Genomic DNA, 18309 nt, shown 5'->3' with positions numbered 1-18309 from the left:
ACATACACGTTAAGATGAAAAAGATTGTATTGCGATTTCTTAAACGCGATAATCCACTCAAAATCCAAATAACTTTTGCCTCATGAGCACAAATCAAAGTTTAGTTCTATTAAATGAAATGGCGACTTTCGTTAAAGTGGTCGAGTCAGGGAGTTTTTCTGAAACAGCTCGACAACTCGGTACTACACCCTCCGCGATAAGCCGTGCGATTGCTCGCTTAGAACGTGCTTTAGGAACCCGCTTACTTTATCGAACCACACGAAAGCTTCGCTTGAGTGAAAGTGGTCAACAGGTCTATCAACGTTGTTTAGATATGGTCAATGCAGCGCAAGCAGTGATGGAAAGTTCAGGCCAATTTCATGTTGAACCGCAAGGAATCATTCGTCTTAGTGTTCCAAAAGCCGTTGGACATTTTATGATTCATCCACATTTACCTGAGTTTTTAGAACGTTATCCAAAAATTGATATTCAAATGCTTTTAGAAGACCGTTACGTTGACTTAATTGATGATGAAGTTGATTTAGCGCTTCGAATTACCGAGCAACCCTCTGGCGGTCTGATGGGAAGAAAACTCATTGATATCGATCACTTGATTTGTGCTACTCCTGAATATTTAGAAAAACATGGCATACCAACCCATCCTCATGACTTAAAACAGCATGAATGTATCTATTTGGGTGAACAAATCAGTGATTCAAAATGGAAATTTCAACAAGGGAATAAGTCGATTAGTGTTACTGTGCGGGGTCGTTATGCTGCAAATCATACAGGTGTACGTTTAAGCGCAGCCCTACAGCATTTAGGAGTAGCCAGCTTACCCTACTTTGTTGCGCGCCATGCTTTACAACAACAGACTTTGGTTCAAGTTTTACCCGACTGGGATTTTAAGACCTATTACAGTGGTGGGCTATGGCTACTCTATCCGCCCACACGCCACGTACCACCTAAATTAAGTGTATTTATTCAATATTTGGCAGATAAATTGGCAGCAGAGCCGACTTTATTTAAGTTCAAATAATATAGAATCAAGGAATTAACACGATGGAATCCTACCTTTCTATCTCTAAAGCAATCAGCTAATTCTGTTACTTTTTTTGAAAAAAGTAACCAAAAAACTTTGTCATCTACAGAACCTGACCATTGTTTCCATCTATAAAAAATATTGCAAAAACATTATCTTTATAAATTATGGGCAGGCTGTAGATGAATACTAGCTCGAGCAAATACTATCTAGAGTCCTCTTTATTAGAATTATTCAACCAATAAATCTTTTGGATTAATCGTATCGCCATAGACTGGTTTTAAAGTTTTTTCATAAGCTTGATGAATTACACCTTCTTTTGCCAATTTTTCTAAATCTTGATTCAACCAGTCCAATAGTTCTTTATCACCCTTTTTCACTGCCGGTGCGATTAAGTCCTGCTCACCTAAACTGGTAATACCGACGGTGTAATTTGGATTTTCTTTAGCCCAAGCTAAAACCAGCAAGTTGTCATGTGCTAAAGCAGCACCACGGCCATCTTTTAAAGCATCAAAGGTTTCAGTGTTTTGCTCATATTTTTGCAGTTTAATTTCAGGATGAGCCTTAGTGAAGAATGAATCAGCCGTAGTGCCTTTGTTCACCAACAAAGTTTTGTCTTTGAGTTGAGCAATATCTGTAATTGGATGAGTTTTAGGAGACACCACACCCAAAGCAACTTTTAAATAAGGTTTAGCAAAATCGACTACTTCTTTACGTTCTGGTGTAACCGTAAAGTTGGCAAAAATAATATCGACTTTATTGGCTTTTAAATATTCGACACGATTTGCAGCTTCAGTTAAAACAAACTCTACCTTGTTTTCATCACCCAACAAGTCTTTAGCAACATGTTTGGCAATCTCTACATCGAAGCCCTGATTTTTACCTTGAGCATCTAAATATCCAAACGGCGGTTTATCGCTAAATACACCAATACGCACGACACCATTCTTTTTAATCTGCTCAATACTCGACACAGTTTGAGTACTGTCAGCTGTTTTTTCATTAGATTGCGTGCCTTTATCGCATGCAACCAAACCTAAACTCAGCAAAGATGCAGCGAGGACATGCTTTATATTTTGTAAAGTTAGTGTTGTCATTATTTCACCCTATCGTTCTTGTAAAAGTCTTATTTAAAATCACAGTGCCTACTTTTAGACACTGCTCTAGCGATATCGAAAATTACTGGCCTACATCTAAAAACACATTAGGATTAACCGATTCACCATAAATTGGTTTTAAGGTTTCATCATAAATTTTCTTAATTTCACCGCTTGTTCTTAGCTGCTTAATTTCAGTATTGAGCCAATTCAATAATTGGGTATTGCCCTTTTTCACTGCTGGTGCAATAAACTCTTGATCACCAATAGACTGGATACCCGCCACATAACTTGGGTTCTTCGCGGCCCACGCTAAAGCATAAGTACTATCTTGTGAAATTGCGTCACCACGACCATCAGTCAAGGCTTTGAACGCATCCGAATTTCTTTCAAACTTCAGTAAATTCACTTTCGGATAGTGCTTCGTAAAATAAGTATCTGAACTGGTGCCTTTATTTACAATTAAGGTCTTACCTTCCAATTGAGCAATATCAGTAATCGGCTTGGCTTTAGGAGAGACGATCCCGAAAGCACCTTTTAAATAAGGCTCGGCAAAATCTACAACTTCCTTACGTTCAGGCGTTACTGTAAATGTCGCAAACACAACATCGGCACGGTTTGATTTTAAAAACTCCACCCGATTTGAAGCTTCCGTCACAATAAACTCAACTTTTTTTTCATCACCGAGCAGATCTTTAGTGACTCGTTTTGCTAAAGCCACATCAAAGCCCTGATTATTGCCAGCACTATCTACATAACCAAACGGCGGATCATCAGCAAAAACGGCAACTCGCAACACCCCATTCTTTTTGACTTGCTCTAAAGACTGGTCTTCTTGAGTATTACTTGCTTGCTCAGTTGATGGCGTTTTACTACATGCCGTTAATAACACCCCAGCAACAGCAATACTGCTTAATATTTTTATTGAATTACGTTTAAACATTCACTTCCTCATGATTCAAATAATAAAAATTTAGTACGACAAAATATTTAAAAAGGTTTTAGCTCGTTCTGTTTTCGGCTGTTCAAAAAACTCTTCAGGTGGTGCCTGTTCAATAATTTTGCCCTTATCCATAAAAATAATGCGGTCGGCAACCTTTCGGGCAAATGACATTTCATGTGTCACAATCAACATGGTCATTCCCTCATTGGCTAGTTTCAAAACTACATCAAGCACTTCCCTGACCATTTCTGGGTCAAGCGCAGCGGTAATTTCATCGAGCAAAATGACTTTAGGTTGCATGACCAGTGAACGGACAATGGCGATACGCTGCTTTTGTCCACCGGAAAGTTGTCGCGGATAATCGAGTTTTCGTTCAAAGAGTCCTACTCGCTTTAACAACTCATCTGCAACTTGTTCAGCTTCATCACGGCGGCGTTTTTGCACTTTAAGTGGTCCAAGTAAAATATTGTCAATGACATTCATATGCCCAAATAACTCATAGTTCTGAAAAACCATGCCAATTTTTTGACGAGCATTAGTCCAGTCAACATCTTTACCCAACACGCCCGAACCAGTTAAACGGATTTCACCACCTTGAATCGGTTCTAAGCCATTAATACAACGCAGTAAGGTACTTTTACCGCAGCCCGAAGGGCCTAAAATAACAACCACCTCTCCTTGTTCTACATCCAGATCAATGCCCTGTAAAATATGACTTTGTGCAAATGATTTCTGTAATTGTTGTATCGATAACAAAGGCATAATTACTCCCAGACCTTTTCTAGATGTGCCGCCAAACGAGATAAGGGATAGCAAATCAGAAAATACAAAATAAAAATAAAGCCATAAATCCAAAGCGAGGCGCTCGGCACAGTCAGCAGCGAATTTTCAATAATTTGCTGGCCAACTTTAATCACCTCAACCACACCAATCAGTACTGCTAAAGAGCTGGTTTTCACCATTCGGGTAAATAAATTAATTGCGCCTGGTGTTACACGTTTTAGACTTTGTGGAAAAATGACATAGGCCAATGCTTGAACATGAGTCAGTCCAAGCGCATAGGCCGAATCGCGTTGATGCTGATCGATCGAGGTAATGGCTGCACGGACCAAATCGCCCATTTCAGCCGTACCCCATAAAACAAATACAACAACGCAAACCCACATTGCGGAAAACTGCCAGTTAAACCATGTGGCAAAGCCGAAATAAAAAACAAAAAGCAAAACTAAAATTGGAATGATTCGAATCGCTTCTAAATATAGACGGCACAGCGCTTTAACGACTATGTTTTTAGAAGTCATAATGACGCCTAAAACCGTGCCTAAAATTGCAGAAAAAAATACCGAAATAAACGCAATTTTTGCAGTTGCCCACAGTCCCCACATTAAACGTTCGAGATGACTCGCCTGAAATAAATAATCAAGTTCCATGGCTCACCTTCCGACTTCTGTGTTCCAAATAACTGGTTAAAATAGACACGGGCAATAAAATAATCAGATAAGCCATGATTAATAAGAACAGAGCTTCCGTGGTTTTATAATCCATGCCAATTAAGTCTTTGGTGACAAAAAGCAGCTCAACGACAGCAATCGCACTCACCACAGAACTTTCTTTAATTAAAAATAGACAATTTGCTCCAATTGCTGGAATTGAAATAGCAAGCGCTTGAGGAAAAATGACATATCTAAAAATTTGAGTCGGTTGCAGACCAATACTTTTTGCAGAATCAATCTGGCCTTTTGCAACAGATTGCAAACCTGCTCGAAAAGCTTCTGCCATATAGCTTCCACCTAAAAATGTGAGTCCAATCACACCACAAGCAAAACCATCGATTTTGATACCAAGTTTTGGCAAACCGTAATACAGAAAGAATAGTTGAATTAATAAAGGGGTATTTCGAGATAACTCAATATAGAACTGGGCAATTCTATTTAGTACCCGCACGCGATATGTGATTAAAATGCTGCAAATCAGTCCTACAATAATGGCCAGAATAATGCTGATAATTGAAATTTTCAGCGTGGTCAAAGTTGCAGAGAAAAATTGCGGCAACACACTATGGATATACTGCCAGTTCAAGGAAAATTCCAAAAAATAATATTAAAACGTTATAAATATTTAGCTCTAATCAGCGATCAAATATTTGTGTACCGAGTTTATTTTTTTCCCAAGTGGTCTAAAACTATTTTTATTAGATAAGCTTTTCTATAAGTTTGATAAATTTGATTTGGCAATCGAAAGCATTCAAATCAGTTGAATATAACCGCTTAAAACATGTTCATATATAATAAAACCAATAAAAAAATCGGGCACCAACGCCCGATTTTTATGAAACAACTTTCAGTCTATTGCTTATTTTCTAAGGACATCGCCAATGCTTGGATCTTTATCAAATACCGATTTTGCATAAGGGCAAAGCGGAATCACTTTCACTTCTTTTTCTCGAACAAAAGCAACTAAAGCATCAAGTATTTGGCGACCTACGCCTTGTCCCCGATAATTTTCATTCACATCTGTGGCATCAATAATCAGCATGCCTTCGCCTGCCCATGTATAAGTCATTTCACCTGCAACGGTTTCACCATCAAGTAAACTAAAGCTACCGTGTTTTGTATCATCTTTTTGTTGAATATTCACAATAAATTCCTCTTCTTACGACTCATATTTATTTAAAAATGACTTTGTATATCTTGAACTATAAGAACAAATTTAAGTGTAAAAAAATAGCCTGTTTTTAGCAGCGAGTCTGTATGCTTTTTAAAGACAATTCATGCATAAAACTCATAATTCTATTCGTAATTCTAGGCCTAATCCTTTCAAACCCTTGCTGATAAGCTCTGCAACCAGATTTGTTTATTTCTTTTATGAACATTTAACGGTTTTAAAGTCGGAACTTTTATGTCTTCTTTTCATCAAATTGAGCAAGATACACATGAGAATAGCACACCTGCATGGGGTGCTGTATTTGTAATGTCACTATGCTGTGCAGTATTAATTGCCTCAGAATTCATGCCCGTAAGTTTACTCACACCAATCTCTTCAGATTTAAATATGAGTGAAGGCCAAGTCGGTCAGGCAATCGCAATTTCAGGCATTTTTGCTGTGGTAACCAGCTTAACTATTAGCCGTGTATTTAAGACATGGGATCGCCGTCATATCATGCTGTTACTTACCCTACTCATGATCATTTCTGGCATGCTGATTACATTTGCTCACTCTGCGGCTTTATTCATGGTGGGGCGTGCAATTTTAGGTGTAGTGATTGGTGGTTTTTGGGCCATGTCGACTTCGATTGTGATGAGACTTGTTCCACCTCTGTCAGTACCTAAAGCACTCGGTCTGTTAAATGGTGGCAATGCGCTAGCAACCACAATAGCCGCACCTTTAGGAAGTTTTTTGGGTTCAATTATTGGCTGGCGTGGCGCTTTTTTCTGTATCGTTCCTATCGCGATTATTGCGCTTGTATGGCAATTTAAAAGTATGCCCGCTCTTCCAGCAGTTATGTCTGCTGAAAAGTCAAAAAATCCCTTTGGACTACTGAAACGTCCGATTGTGTTTTATGGCATGACAGGGATTTTATTGTTATTTATGGGGCAATTTGCGCTATTTACCTACTTACGCCCATTTCTAGAAACCGTTAGTCATGTCGATGCGGCCATGTTATCCATTTTATTACTCATATTAGGTATCGCGGGTTTAGCTGGCACATTCGTGATTAGTTTTATTCTTCATCAACATGTCTATCGCTACCTCATCCTTATTCCTTTAATGATGGCAAGCATTGCTTATGCCTTCGTGCTTGGTGGTCAGTATTTGTGGTTGGTCGCAATATTAATGGGTTTATGGGGCTTTATTGGAACTTCGGCACCTGTCGCATGGAACACATGGCTTGCACAGACGTTGCATCAAGATACTGAGGTTGGCGGCGGTTTGATGGTGGCGATTATCCAATTTGCAATTACTTTAGGTGCAACTTTGGGAGGCTTGCTATATGATTCACAAGGCTATAGTGCTACGTTTTATATGAGCGCTATTGTGTTGTTATTGGGTGCTATCATTGCTTTTATTACATGGCGAAGTGCTACTCACGCAACACATCAATAACCAACCTTAATGCAGGCGAAAGCTGTCTACGATGTGGATAGTACAGGTGGTATCCGGGAAACTGGATACTGTACTCTTTCAATACCTGAACAAGTTTGCCTTGATCCAGATCTTGTTGGATCAGCTCTTGCGGAATGTAAGCCAATCCAAATCCAGCTCTAACTGCCTCGACAATGTCGTAGCTTTCATTAAATATCCATTGTCCTTGAATTTTGATTTTTGTTTCGTGTCCATCCTTCAAAAACTCCCATGCATACACACTGCCTTGGGTGGTTAAACGAAAGCCAATACATTGATGATTAACCAGATCTTTGGGGGTTGTGGGGATCCCATATTTCTCAAAATATTGTGGCGTTGCAATCACCGCCATTTTGACATCTGCGCTAATACGTACCGCAATCATGCCATCTGCTACACGACTTCCAAAACGAACACCTGCATCAAATCGCTCCGCAACAATATCTACCATGCCGCTATTGGCAGCTAGCTCAACTTGCACATCAGGGTAGTCACCAGCAATCTTTTCAAGTTTTGGAATCAGCACTTCCCGTATCGCATGGCTACTGGCATTAATACGAACCGTACCAGCGGGCTGATCCCGAAATGATGTTAAAAGCGATAATTCATTATCAATCTGGTCAAAGCTGGCGCTAATGGTTTGCTTTAATCTTTCACCCGCGGCTGTCGGTGAAACGCTTCGTGTGGTTCGGGTCAGAAGTAGCATTCCTAAACGCTCTTCTAAACCGCGAATGGTATGGCTGAGCGCAGACTGCGAAATTCCCATTTTTCCTGCGGCCTTCGTAAAACTCCCTTCTCGAGCCACCATTAAAAAAGCATAAAGATCATTATAGTTTTCTTTGTTTATCATCTGCTTTTGTCTCTTTTCACGGTTTAATTTAATTATAAATGATAAAACTATTTATGAATATTGCTCATAAGTCCATGTTTGTTTTTTAGGCTAATTATTATAAAGAAGATTCATTAAACTCTATATCAAGCAGTGAGCATCAAGATTTAGATGATCTCAAGCATAAAAAGTACCTGATTTTATTATTATCAAAAATTAATAAATTCAGCTCATACCTTTACGCTAGAAATTGAATAACTTCTCTGCATTTAAGTGCGCTCTCTTAAAGACATGAGGTTCTTCGATATGGCTAATCAGAAGTTTTTTCTCGCTTTACTCAGCATCTTTTTCTCGTTTTCAGCCATATCTATCTCTTATGCCACAAGGCCTACGGGCAACAATCAACAAAGGTTATCGATGATGAAAATCCGTATTGATATTGAGGGATCAAAGCAACCACTATTTGCAACATTACCCATGACACCGACTATTCAAGATTTTGCCAAGCAGCTTCCGTTGACATTAACCCTTAAAGATTATGACTCTACTGAAAAAATAGCCGACCTACCCACCAAGCTAACTACACAGAATGCACCCAATGGCTATGCAGGAAAAGCTGGTGATCTTACCTATTACGCCCCTTGGGGTAATCTGGCTTTTTTCTATAAAGACTCAACTGTTGGGTACGCAAATGGTCTTATTTTGCTTGGGAAACTTGAGGCTATTCCCCAAGAGTTCAAGCAAAAACAACCCATCAAAATTTCAATTTCCCAAATGAAATAAGCATGAGCAAATTCACCCATTCAAATTATTTAAATTGAGGTATCCATGACTACATCTCCCTTCTTTAAAAAGCTTAAAACCCATACGGCGGCTGCAATTTGTGCAGCAACTATTGGATTATTTTCTTCAACTTCAGCTATGGCGGCCGATATGTCTAATGGTGCGAATAATTTTTATCAAAGTCAGCAAGTGACTATTCAAAAAGTGACTTTTAAAAATCAATACAACATGGATATAGTCGGTAATCTGGTTATCCCCAAGAACTTAAATAAAAAACTAAAAGCCCCCGCTATTGTAATTGGTCACCCAATGGGAGCCGTGAAAGAACAAAGTTCTATGCTTTATGCACAGAAACTGGCTGAACAAGGTTTTGTAACATTAGCAATTGATCAATCATTTTGGGGTGAAAGCGCGGGTCAACCAAGAAATGTAGTTGCACCTGACATTTACGCAGAAGCATTTAGTGCGGCTGTAGATTATTTAGGAACACAATCTTTTATTAACCGTGAACGTATTGGGGTACTCGGCATTTGCGGAAGTGGAAGTTTTGTCATTAGTGCAGCAAAAATTGATCCGCGTATGAAAGCGATAGCAACTGTCAGCATGTATGATATGGGCGCAGCAAACCGCAATGGCTTACGTCACTCACAAACCCTAGAGCAAAGAAAGCAAATTATTGCTGAAGCCGCTGAACAACGTTATGTTGAATTTAAAGGTGGTGAAACCAAATATACTAGCGGGACTACGCATGAGTTAACGGCAGATACACATCCGATCCAACGTGAATTTTATGACTTTTATCGTACCCCACGCGGAGAATATACGCCGAAAAGTTCATCAAAAGACCTTACAACGCATCCAACACTGACAAGTAATGTCAAATTTTTAAACTTCTATCCATTTAACGATATCGAAACCATCTCACCACGCCCAATGCTGTTTATTACAGGTGATCAGGCTCATTCAAAAGAGTTTAGTGAAGAAGCTTATAAACTCGCAGGCCAACCTAAAGAACTTTACTATGTTAAAGGTGCGGGACATGTTGATTTATACGATCGTGTCGATCTCATTCCATTTGATAAATTGGTCAGTTTCTTTAAACAAAACTTGAAATAAGAGGCATGATAGAGGCTCAACACGGGCCTCTATTTATTTAATGAAACTCTTGTACCAGACTATTAATATGTGCCACGGCAGCAGTTCGATTTTCAACACAAAGCTTTTCAAAAACATGTTCTAAATGTTTGTTCACCGTCCGCGGGCTCAACTCCAAAATTTCCGCAATATCTTTATTAGTTTTACCTAACAATAACCAGTGCATGACTTCTGCTTCACGCTGAGTCAACTGTGGGCAATATTTTAAGATATCAGCGACGTCTAATGCAGGAGTAGAAGTCTTAATCTGTATAAGATAATTTTTCGCCACACTTGGTTCAGATTGCCACGGCGTTAATAGTAAAAGCTGTAATTGCTGAGATGGCGTTGAATAAGAACAGCTGGTTAATTTTTTTGGGTCTTTTTCATGTTCCAAGTCTGAAAACCAAGCTTTTAAACCTGCCTCAAAGCCTTCTATTTCCGGCAAATATTGATTCAATAAATCGCTGGCTTTTTGGGTTTTCCAAACAATTTTACCTTGAACATCTAGAGCAAGAATGGCAGTTTCAGTTGCGTCAATGACCTGTTTTTGTTGCTGCAATAGTTTGGCATGCGCCAAATGCGTTTTTACTCTTGCTAATACTTCTTCAATATTCAGTGGCTTTGTTACATAGTCTACCCCACCGACCTGAAAACCACGCACAATATGCTCTGTTTCGGATAAGCCTGTCATAAAAATGACGGGAATAAACTGAGTAATTGGACTTGCTTTAAGCTGTATACAACTTTCAAAGCCGTCCATATGTGGCATATTGCCATCGAGCAAAATCATATCTGGTAAGCACCGATGTGCAATTTCAATTGCGCTTAATCCATCTGTCGTAACAAGCACACGATACCCTGCCTGATCCAGACTTTCATGTAACAAGCCCAGATTTTCCGGCACATCATCCACAATCAGAATAACAGCCTGCTCAGTTGTTGAAGCCTGCTGAAAAGAAACATGTTGCGTACTCATTGCTTATCCTGAATTAATCGTTGCGCGTGTTTTAAATCAAACTTTTGAATAGCCTGTTCAAGCGGTTCCCATAACTCGTCATGCTCCGGAAAATCTTGACGACAATGCGTTAAAGCATGTTGAATGCCTCGAATATAGCCTTGTCCAATCAAATCATTTAACTGCTGCAAAGCTTGAGTTAAATCTTGTGGGCCATTGTTTTCTGGTTGTCTTGTTGGTGTATAAACAGTGACTTTTTCTTGCTTATACGTCTTTACATGAAGTGCTTGAACCACATTATTTTCTTCTAATGAAGCTGATTTGGAATCAATCCACACTAGCCCTAACTTGTCTCCAATTTTACTGAGCAACAAATTGAGATCGATTGGTTTTAGCATAAAGTCTTCACTTAACACCGCATCTTGTGGATTGACTTCACGTTCGCCTGCATTGGCCGAAATAATTAAGATGGGCACATTGGTAATATTATTCTGGCGCAATAACCGCGCAGTTTCCCACCCGCCCATCAAGGGCATATTCAAATCCATTAAAATCAGGTTAGGCTGAAAAATAGGAACACGTCTTAAACAATCAATGCCCGACTCGGCTTCTTCAATAATGAAACCCAAAGGTTTTAGAAAATTAGCAACTAAACCTCGATCTACAGCTTCATTATCGACAATCAAAATTCGTTTTCGCTCGCCTTGATAGCCTGTAATCTGGTTGGAATAAACATTAGAAATTGGATGAACCACCTCTTTTGAAGGCAAATAAAACTTAATTTTAAACTGTGAACCTTGATTGAGTTGGCTACTCACAGATAGCTGCCCACCAAGTAAATCGACCAATAATTTTACAATCGGTAGTCCGAGCCCTGTTCCAGTAAAGCCACCCTGAACCACATTACTACCACGCTCAAACGGGTTAAAGATTCGCTCTAAATCTGCTTCGGCAATGCCACAGCCCGTATCTCTAATTTCAAAATAAGCCGTTTGGAAACGATATTCGACTTTCAAAGTAATTGTGCCGCTCGTCGTAAATTTTAAAGCATTACCCAGCAAATTGATGAGCACTTGCTCTAAGCGTTTTTTGTCAGTACGGACGTAGTGCGGTAGGTTCTCTCCAATTTCATAAATAAACTGTAAATTCTTCTGTTCAAACTGTGGCTGAAACATTTGAATAATTTGTTCTATAAAATTTGGGAAATGAACATCCACCACATTTAAAGAAATTTTGCCTGTCTCAATTCGTGCTAAATCCAGTAACCCGTCAATGAGTGAAGTCAGATGCTGCCCACTACGGCTAATCACCCCGAGCGCCATTTTGCCCTGTTCCGAAAGTTGCTCTTGTTTTTGAAGCAATTGGCTATAGCCCAAAATACTATTTAGAGGTGTTCGTAGTTCGTGGCTAATTCCAATGACATAACGACTTTTTGCGTCATTTGCCCGTTCTGCTGAAATTCTTGCATCTTGCAGGTCTTTCGAAGTAACTTCATGCGCAGCAATTTCATCAATCAATAAAGCTGTTTGTTGATGTGTCTCAATTTCAGCATTACGGCGGCTTTCATCGTTTAGCACTAACCACCATGCCGCAACGCTCATTAATAAAAATAAGATGGTGTAAATTTTGACAAATAGCGTAAATAGCTGAGGAACTCCTTCAGCATTAATCGTTTCCAGATATGCTTTTTCTTGGATATAAACCAGACTTAAACTCACTGCCAAAACAATAGACAGTCCTAAAGTCAGTAATAAATATAAACTGACCCTGCTATTTAAACGACTAGCCCAACGTTCTGGTAAATAATGCCAGATGGCTTTTTTGAGCTGTACCGACCAACGTGCATCGGGTTTACATAAATCGTGGCAGCGTGCTTCAAGTGAACAGCATAAAGAACAAATCGTACCGTTATAGGCTGGGCAACCTGCCATATCAGCCAGTTCATAGTCCCGTTCACAAACCACACAATTCGCAACTGACGTCGCCTGAATTTTTTCAGGCTGGCGTGCGATGTAATATTTGCCTTTGGTTAAGTAAGCAATGATAGGAACACATAACATCGCACTTCCCAGCGCAATAAAACTTGCCAAGCCTTTCGCCATTAATCCGAAAAAGCCCAAATAGCTAAGCATCGATAAAACTGAAGCAATCAGTAAGGCACCCACACCTACAGGGTTGATGTCATATAAATAAGCACGGCGAAATTCAATTCCCTTCGGACTTAAACCCAAAGGTTTACAAATAATTAAATCGGCAACAACAGCACCAATCCATGCCAAAGCGACATTGCTATATAGCCCCAAAATGCGCTCGACCGCATGGCTAATACCCATTTCCATCAAAACAATGGCAATGAAAACGTTAAAAAGAAGCCAGACAATTCGTCCTGGATGACTATGAGTTAAACGGGCAAAAAAGTTTGACCATGCCAATGAACCAGCGTAGGCATTGGTCATATTAATTTTAATCTGTGCCAAGCAAACCAGTGCTAAAGTCAGGATTAAAGCAATCTGAGGATTTGGAATAAATTGTTGATAGGCAACCCAATACAGATAAGTCGGATTGTCTAGTTCAGAGACAGGAATTAACAGCTGAAAGGCTAAAACCATCAGCAGCATGCCCATCAAAACTTTGAGAAAACCAAAAATAATCCAAGATGGACCACCTAAAAAAACAGCAAAACGCCATGCAGTTCTATTTTTTTCCTGTTGTGGTAAAAAGCGTAAATAGTCAGCTTGCTCACCAATTTGGATCACAAATGAAAAAATAAGGGTGCACGCCGCACCAAAGTAATACAGATTAAAATCGGTCGAGTTTGAAACCGCACCAACAAAATGCAGACTACTACTTAAAATTTGTGGCTGTTTCCAAAGTACAAAAAACCACGGTAACAACAGCAACAAGAGCCAGATTGGCTGAGTGATTGCCTGAACTTTATTAATAAAACCAATACCTTTGACCACTAAAGGCAAAATCACCAATGCAGAAATTAAGTAACCAACAACTTGTGGAATGCCAAGGGCAAGCTCAAGTGCCATCGCCATAATTGCGGCTTCAAACGCAAGCAAAATAAAGGTAAAACTGGCATAAATCAGAGAAGTAATGGTCGAGCCAATATAGCCAAAACCTGCACCACGGGTGAGCAGATCGACATCTACATTATATTTTGCAGCGTAGTAACTAATCGGCCAACTGGTTAAAAATATGATGGTACATACGACTATTGCCGCCCACAGCGCGTTGCTAAAGCCATACTGCCAAAGCATGGTCGCCCCGATGGCTTCCATAGCCAAGAAGCTAACGGTCGAAATTGCGGTATTGGTAACGGTCCAAGGCGACCATTTACGTACTGATGTGGGCGCATAACGGAGCGCATAATCTTCGATACTTTCATCTGCCACCCAAATATTATATTCACGGCGCGTTTTGATCACACGTTGTGGTGCTTGTTGGGGGCGTGAAGAATCTGGCATAACACTCATGTTTGGCATGTGGCTGGTATTAAACCCAGCAATCCTTATGCCAAAAGTCATTTATCATCGCGATTTTCTCGAATACGCACATATACGCAAAATAACGTATTTCCAATTTTCATCAAAAATCACACACTCAAATTCATCAAAAAACAATGATCAATATTTGTGTTGATTGACCGAAAATGATTGGGAGATTGATGTTATGAGTGTATCTGAACATCCAAATCTGGACACTGTGCAAGGTACAGATTCACAAAAAGCAGTGAATGAAACCTTAGAAGATTATACTTTACGTTATGCTCCACATAGCTTTCGGCGCTGGAGCCCAAAAGTTGTTGCTATTACTGCACTTGGTGGTATTGCCTATCTTGCTGACTTTTCTATTGGCGCCAGTATTGGTATGTCTTATGGAACAACCAATGCGGTTTTCTCCATTTTATTTGCAGCAATTATTATCTTCTTAACTGGTATTCCTCTTGCCTACTACGCAGCACGTTATAACATCGACCTCGACTTGATTACCCGCGGTGCAGGTTTCGGTTATATCGGCTCAGTCCTCACCAGTATCATTTTCGCCAGTTTCACATTTATTTTCTTTGCCCTTGAAGGTTCAATCATGGCGCAAGGCTTATTACTCGGTTTAGGTATTCCGCTTTGGGCAGGCTACCTCATCTCGACCGTTATGGTGATTCCGCTGGTGATTTACGGCATGAAAGCCTTAAGTAAATTACAAGTATGGACAACTCCCCTTTGGCTCATTCTCATGATTGGTCCTGTGGCCTATCTTATTTACCAAGAACCAACCTTAGTCAGCCAGTTTGCTACTTTTACAGGTAAAGAAGGTTTTGCGACTGTAGATATGGCTGCCATCATGTTGGGTGCTGGTATATGCCTATCTTTGATTATGCAAATTGGTGAGCAAATTGACTACTTGCGCTTCATGCCCGCTAAAACAAAAGAAAATAGCAAAGCATGGTGGGCAGCCGTAATTTCAGCAGGTCCAGGTTGGGTAATTTTAGGGGCAATCAAACAAATTATTGGAGCATTTTTAGGTTTCTACTTATTAACAAAATTACCGGGTGTAAACAGTACTGAACCTGTTCAACAATTTAATGCAGCGTTTCATGACATGCTTCCGGGTTGGGCTGCTCTAACACTTGCGGTTATTTTGGTGGTCATTTCTCAAATTAAAATTAACGTGACCAATGCTTACTCTGGTTCCCTTGCTTGGACAAGTGCCTACACTCGTATTAGCAAACATTATCCGGGTCGTATTGTCTTTGTGATGGTGAACTTGGCAATTGCACTTGCTTTAATGGAAGGCAACATGTTTGCGGTACTGGGTAAAATCTTAGGGTTCTATTCAAACTTTGCGATTGCATGGGTTGTGGTCGTTGCAACAGACATTTCAATCAACAAATATGTTTTAAAGCTTTCACCAAAAGAACCAGAATATCGTCGCGACATGCTCTACAACGTAAACCCTGTCGGTATGGTTGCGTTCCTTGTATCAGCAGGACTATCGATTGCCGCATTCTTCGGATTACTTGGTAGCTTCTTGGCTCCTTACTCACCGCTTATCGCGCTTGTACTTGCTTTCGTATTAACACCAATCATGGGCTTATTAACCAAAGGAAAATACTACATCAAGTCACATGATGACGGCATTAAAGAACCACGTTTTGACGCTGAAGGTACACCAGTTGCAACAGTTTACCACTGCCGTGTATGTGAAGAAGGTTACGAGCGTCCAGATATTATGTTCTCTCATAAACATAACGGTACGATCTGCTCTTTGTGTAAAACACTAGATACCTAAATATCCTTAAGACTAAAAAAGAAGCTTTTTAAAGCTTCTTTTTTTATCCCTAAAGATTTTAGCCAATCGGAAATAAACGTTCAGGCACAACATCTTTCATCACAATGGTTGAGATAAGCCGTTGCACACTCGGAATAGCCGATAATTTTTCATCATATAGCCGTTGAAAAGCGGGTAAATCTTTTGCTACCACATGCAGCAAATAATCTGGCTCACCAAATAAGCGCTGGGCCTGAATGATTTGCGGAATATCAATCACGGCATTTTCAAACTTCTCAACTGCCTGCTTATCACCTTCTTTAAGCGTAATAAAAACAATCGCTGAAAACTCAAATCCCACTAAGTTTGGGTCGAGTTCTGCCCGATAGCCTTTGATGGCTCCTGACTCCTCTAAAGCCTTCACTCGTCGATGACATGGTGAAATGCTTAAGCCTACTTTTTCTGCCAATTCAGTAATAGATAATCGGCCATTTAACTGCAATTCAGCAAGAATCTTTTTATCTGTGCGATCCATTTAGAAAAATTTACCCCAAATGAGTGTGATATGAGCAAACATTTAAAAGCACATTCTAAATACATGAGCATATTATTTTCAACAAGTTCGAATGAATAGGAATTTTTTCTAAACCACGAGCGAAACCTTTGGAAAATAGTTTGCCGAGATAAGCATATGGCTTTTAACATTTTTATTGCATTTTGGAGTGTCTCCATTCTTTTTATTATTACTCCAGGGGCAGACTGGGCGTATGCCATCTCGGCAGGAATTAAAGGCAAAGTCGTCGTACCTGCCGTTGCAGGTATGCTATTGGGGCACTTTATTACGATTCTTTTGGTCGCGGCTGGTGTTGGTCTGCTTGTAGCAAATAATCCAACTGCACTCATGATCCTAACAATTGCAGGTTCTGCTTATTTGTTATGGATGGGAATAAATTTATTACTTACCCCTCCTACTCCAAATCAGTCTGAGTCTGAAAAAGCTCAATCATGGTTGAGCTGGGCAACAAAAGGCGTTTATGTGAGTGGCTTAAACCCGAAAGTTTTTCTACTCTTTTTAGCCTTGCTCCCTCAATTTATTGACACCACTGCATCATGGACGGTGACTACGCAAATTGTTGCTTTTGGTGTTGTCCACATGATTAGCTGCGCGATTATTTACTTAATGGTAGGTTACGGTTCACAAGCTATTCTAAAAAGCAGACCACAGGCAGCACGCTTAGTAGGACGGTTTTCAGGTGGTCTTATGGTAATTATCGCTACATGTTTATTGATTGGGCAAATTTAAAAATATTACTTAGCTTAGAGTTACTGGTCCCTATCTCGGATCAGTAACTAAAACCATAAAATATGAAAGCAACGCCTTATCTCATTCGTTTGAGGTTATAAGTCACGACTCCCCAAATGACCAGTTCTTGCCCTTCTTCAATATAAATATTCTGATAATCGGAGTTTTCTGCTTTTAGCCAAATTTTAGGTGGGTGGTAATTATTATCAATCATTAAGCGCTTAACAGTGAAATCATTGTCAATGAGCGCAATTACAATATCACCAGATTTAGCAGGAAGACTACGGTCCACAATAAGCGGATCGTCAATATCAATTCCAGCGTCTAACATTGATAAAGAATTGGCTTTGACAATAAAGGTGGCATTTTCATTTCGAATTAAATATTCATTTAAATCGAGTGCTTGCTCAATATCATCTTGCGCTGGCGAAGGAAAACCCGCAGCAACACGTTCAGTAGCTAAAGGAATATGGTAAATTTTATCGTTATTTGCATGGACCTGTTGAACCTTCAATTTTGAGCTAAAATCTGTCCGGTTGTCGGTTTTGACATTATTCAGTAACCAATTTTTGATAAAGTTTACTTGAGACTCAGGAACACGAATCACTTTTGTGGGTTCATTGAACTGTGCTTTACGACCGGCATTTTCACGGGCACCGCCATGCTCAAACTCATTTTTCTTTGACATCTCGCCTCCATTTCACCGTTCAAATCCTACACAGACAATGTAACTTGAAAAAGTTACATTTTCAAGTTGACGAAATATTTTTTTTGCATAACAATAAATCCCATGATCAGATTTTAATCCATTTTGCTTTTAACAGGGATGTTTAAATCAAAATGGC

General features: G+C 39.6%; 19 protein-coding genes. 8 read left to right on the top strand and 11 right to left on the bottom strand.

The genetic code is table 11. The features are described from left to right. Positions 1–82 precede the first annotated feature (82 nt). The gene (locus ASF86_RS03070; protein ID WP_005047612.1) at positions 83–1018 is read left to right on the top strand and encodes a LysR family transcriptional regulator; all 936 of its coding nucleotides are present in this window, start codon (positions 83–85) and stop codon (positions 1016–1018) included. A 76-nt stretch (positions 1019–1094) separates the two neighbouring features. Beyond that, on the top strand, positions 1095–1214 hold the full coding sequence (locus tag ASF86_RS18985) for a hypothetical protein (RefSeq protein ID WP_081407531.1): 120 nt from the start codon (positions 1095–1097) through the stop codon (positions 1212–1214). A gap of 37 nt (positions 1215–1251) precedes the next feature. Here the strand turns inward: ASF86_RS18985 and ASF86_RS03065 are convergent, their stop codons facing one another. The 5 genes from ASF86_RS03065 to ASF86_RS03045 form a co-directional block, all read right to left on the bottom strand. Next, positions 1252–2118, bottom strand: a complete 867-nt coding sequence (locus ASF86_RS03065) for a cysteine ABC transporter substrate-binding protein (RefSeq protein ID WP_056479331.1) — start codon at positions 2116–2118, stop codon at positions 1252–1254. 82 nt (positions 2119–2200) lie between these two features. Further along, on the bottom strand, positions 2201–3061 hold the full coding sequence (locus tag ASF86_RS03060; protein ID WP_003651209.1) for a transporter substrate-binding domain-containing protein: 861 nt from the start codon (positions 3059–3061) through the stop codon (positions 2201–2203). Positions 3062–3091: 30 nt separating this feature from the next. After that, positions 3092–3823, bottom strand: a complete 732-nt coding sequence (locus ASF86_RS03055) for an amino acid ABC transporter ATP-binding protein (protein ID WP_004642454.1) — start codon at positions 3821–3823, stop codon at positions 3092–3094. Positions 3824–3825: 2 nt separating this feature from the next. After that, entirely contained in the window at positions 3826–4491 is a 666-nt protein-coding gene (locus tag ASF86_RS03050) for an amino acid ABC transporter permease (protein ID WP_056479328.1), read from the bottom strand. After that, positions 4481–5140, bottom strand: a complete 660-nt coding sequence (locus ASF86_RS03045) for an amino acid ABC transporter permease (protein ID WP_001104465.1) — start codon at positions 5138–5140, stop codon at positions 4481–4483. The genes ASF86_RS03050 and ASF86_RS03045 overlap by 11 nt, the downstream gene beginning before the upstream one ends. A 64-nt stretch (positions 5141–5204) precedes the next feature. On the opposite strand from ASF86_RS03045, the gene ASF86_RS18980 reads away from it, so the two are divergent. Beyond that, a complete protein-coding gene (locus ASF86_RS18980) occupies positions 5205–5318 on the top strand; it encodes a hypothetical protein (RefSeq protein ID WP_081407530.1) in 114 nt (37 codons plus the stop codon). Positions 5319–5413: 95 nt separating this feature from the next. Here ASF86_RS18980 and ASF86_RS03040 read toward each other — a convergent pair whose 3' ends face one another. Beyond that, positions 5414–5698, bottom strand: coding sequence for a GNAT family N-acetyltransferase (locus ASF86_RS03040; protein ID WP_005047617.1), 285 nt, complete (start codon positions 5696–5698; stop codon positions 5414–5416). A 261-nt stretch (positions 5699–5959) separates the two neighbouring features. Here ASF86_RS03040 and ASF86_RS03035 point away from each other — a divergent pair, with 261 nt between their 5' ends. After that, on the top strand, positions 5960–7165 hold the full coding sequence (locus ASF86_RS03035; protein WP_056479325.1) for an MFS transporter: 1206 nt from the start codon (positions 5960–5962) through the stop codon (positions 7163–7165). On the opposite strand, the gene ASF86_RS03030 is transcribed toward ASF86_RS03035, so the two are convergent. Further along, positions 7143–8033: a LysR family transcriptional regulator gene (locus ASF86_RS03030; RefSeq protein WP_056479322.1), complete on the bottom strand. Its 891-nt coding sequence runs from the start codon at positions 8031–8033 to the stop codon at positions 7143–7145. The genes ASF86_RS03035 and ASF86_RS03030 overlap by 23 nt on opposite strands. 285 nt (positions 8034–8318) lie before the next feature. Between ASF86_RS03030 and ASF86_RS03025 the strand changes: the two genes are divergently transcribed. Further along, positions 8319–8795 (top strand): cyclophilin-like fold protein, encoded by a 477-nt coding sequence (locus ASF86_RS03025; RefSeq protein ID WP_056479319.1) that lies wholly within the window; start codon positions 8319–8321, stop codon positions 8793–8795. 45 nt (positions 8796–8840) lie between these two features. Next, positions 8841–9911, top strand: coding sequence for an alpha/beta hydrolase (locus tag ASF86_RS03020; RefSeq protein WP_056479316.1), 1071 nt, complete (start codon positions 8841–8843; stop codon positions 9909–9911). A gap of 37 nt (positions 9912–9948) precedes the next feature. On the opposite strand, the gene ASF86_RS03015 is transcribed toward ASF86_RS03020, so the two are convergent. After that, positions 9949–10908 (bottom strand): response regulator transcription factor, encoded by a 960-nt coding sequence (locus tag ASF86_RS03015; RefSeq protein ID WP_056479313.1) that lies wholly within the window; start codon positions 10906–10908, stop codon positions 9949–9951. Beyond that, on the bottom strand, positions 10905–14369 hold the full coding sequence (locus tag ASF86_RS03010) for an ATP-binding protein (protein ID WP_056479310.1): 3465 nt from the start codon (positions 14367–14369) through the stop codon (positions 10905–10907). Before ASF86_RS03010 ends, ASF86_RS03015 begins: the two co-directional genes overlap by 4 nt. A 196-nt stretch (positions 14370–14565) precedes the next feature. Here ASF86_RS03010 and ASF86_RS03005 point away from each other — a divergent pair, with 196 nt between their 5' ends. Next, positions 14566–16182, top strand: a complete 1617-nt coding sequence (locus tag ASF86_RS03005) for a purine-cytosine permease family protein (protein ID WP_004642440.1) — start codon at positions 14566–14568, stop codon at positions 16180–16182. A gap of 58 nt (positions 16183–16240) precedes the next feature. On the opposite strand, the gene ASF86_RS03000 is transcribed toward ASF86_RS03005, so the two are convergent. Beyond that, positions 16241–16696: an Lrp/AsnC family transcriptional regulator gene (locus ASF86_RS03000; protein WP_000376211.1), complete on the bottom strand. Its 456-nt coding sequence runs from the start codon at positions 16694–16696 to the stop codon at positions 16241–16243. A gap of 156 nt (positions 16697–16852) precedes the next feature. Between ASF86_RS03000 and ASF86_RS02995 the strand changes: the two genes are divergently transcribed. After that, positions 16853–17464, top strand: coding sequence for a LysE family translocator (locus ASF86_RS02995; protein ID WP_005041443.1), 612 nt, complete (start codon positions 16853–16855; stop codon positions 17462–17464). A gap of 76 nt (positions 17465–17540) precedes the next feature. On the opposite strand, the gene ASF86_RS02990 is transcribed toward ASF86_RS02995, so the two are convergent. Beyond that, positions 17541–18152 (bottom strand): LexA family protein, encoded by a 612-nt coding sequence (locus ASF86_RS02990; protein WP_005041445.1) that lies wholly within the window; start codon positions 18150–18152, stop codon positions 17541–17543. Between the last annotated feature and the right edge of the window lie 157 nt (positions 18153–18309).

The organism is Acinetobacter sp. Leaf130, from assembly GCF_001423205.1.
GTDB classification, from domain to species: domain Bacteria; phylum Pseudomonadota; class Gammaproteobacteria; order Pseudomonadales; family Moraxellaceae; genus Acinetobacter; species Acinetobacter calcoaceticus.
This window is presented reverse-complemented; position numbering and strand designations above follow the sequence as displayed.

Excerpts from the sequence above, each read along its gene's own strand:
- ASF86_RS03070 (WP_005047612.1), top strand. The coding sequence starts at position 83 with ATGAGCACAAATCAAAGTTTAGTTCTATTAAATGAAATGGCGACTTTC.
- ASF86_RS03065 (WP_056479331.1), bottom strand. The coding sequence starts at position 2,118 with ATGACAACACTAACTTTACAAAATATAAAGCATGTCCTCGCTGCATCT.
- ASF86_RS03060 (WP_003651209.1), bottom strand. The coding sequence starts at position 3,061 with ATGTTTAAACGTAATTCAATAAAAATATTAAGCAGTATTGCTGTTGCT.
- ASF86_RS03055 (WP_004642454.1), bottom strand. The coding sequence starts at position 3,823 with ATGCCTTTGTTATCGATACAACAATTACAGAAATCATTTGCACAAAGT.
- ASF86_RS03050 (WP_056479328.1), bottom strand. The coding sequence starts at position 4,491 with ATGGAACTTGATTATTTATTTCAGGCGAGTCATCTCGAACGTTTAATG.
- ASF86_RS03035 (WP_056479325.1), top strand. The coding sequence starts at position 5,960 with ATGTCTTCTTTTCATCAAATTGAGCAAGATACACATGAGAATAGCACA.
- ASF86_RS03030 (WP_056479322.1), bottom strand. The coding sequence starts at position 8,033 with ATGATAAACAAAGAAAACTATAATGATCTTTATGCTTTTTTAATGGTG.
- ASF86_RS03025 (WP_056479319.1), top strand. The coding sequence starts at position 8,319 with ATGGCTAATCAGAAGTTTTTTCTCGCTTTACTCAGCATCTTTTTCTCG.
- ASF86_RS03020 (WP_056479316.1), top strand. The coding sequence starts at position 8,841 with ATGACTACATCTCCCTTCTTTAAAAAGCTTAAAACCCATACGGCGGCT.
- ASF86_RS03015 (WP_056479313.1), bottom strand. The coding sequence starts at position 10,908 with ATGAGTACGCAACATGTTTCTTTTCAGCAGGCTTCAACAACTGAGCAG.
- ASF86_RS03010 (WP_056479310.1), bottom strand. The coding sequence starts at position 14,369 with ATGAGTGTTATGCCAGATTCTTCACGCCCCCAACAAGCACCACAACGT.
- ASF86_RS03005 (WP_004642440.1), top strand. The coding sequence starts at position 14,566 with ATGAGTGTATCTGAACATCCAAATCTGGACACTGTGCAAGGTACAGAT.
- ASF86_RS03000 (WP_000376211.1), bottom strand. The coding sequence starts at position 16,696 with ATGGATCGCACAGATAAAAAGATTCTTGCTGAATTGCAGTTAAATGGC.
- ASF86_RS02995 (WP_005041443.1), top strand. The coding sequence starts at position 16,853 with ATGGCTTTTAACATTTTTATTGCATTTTGGAGTGTCTCCATTCTTTTT.
- ASF86_RS02990 (WP_005041445.1), bottom strand. The coding sequence starts at position 18,152 with ATGTCAAAGAAAAATGAGTTTGAGCATGGCGGTGCCCGTGAAAATGCC.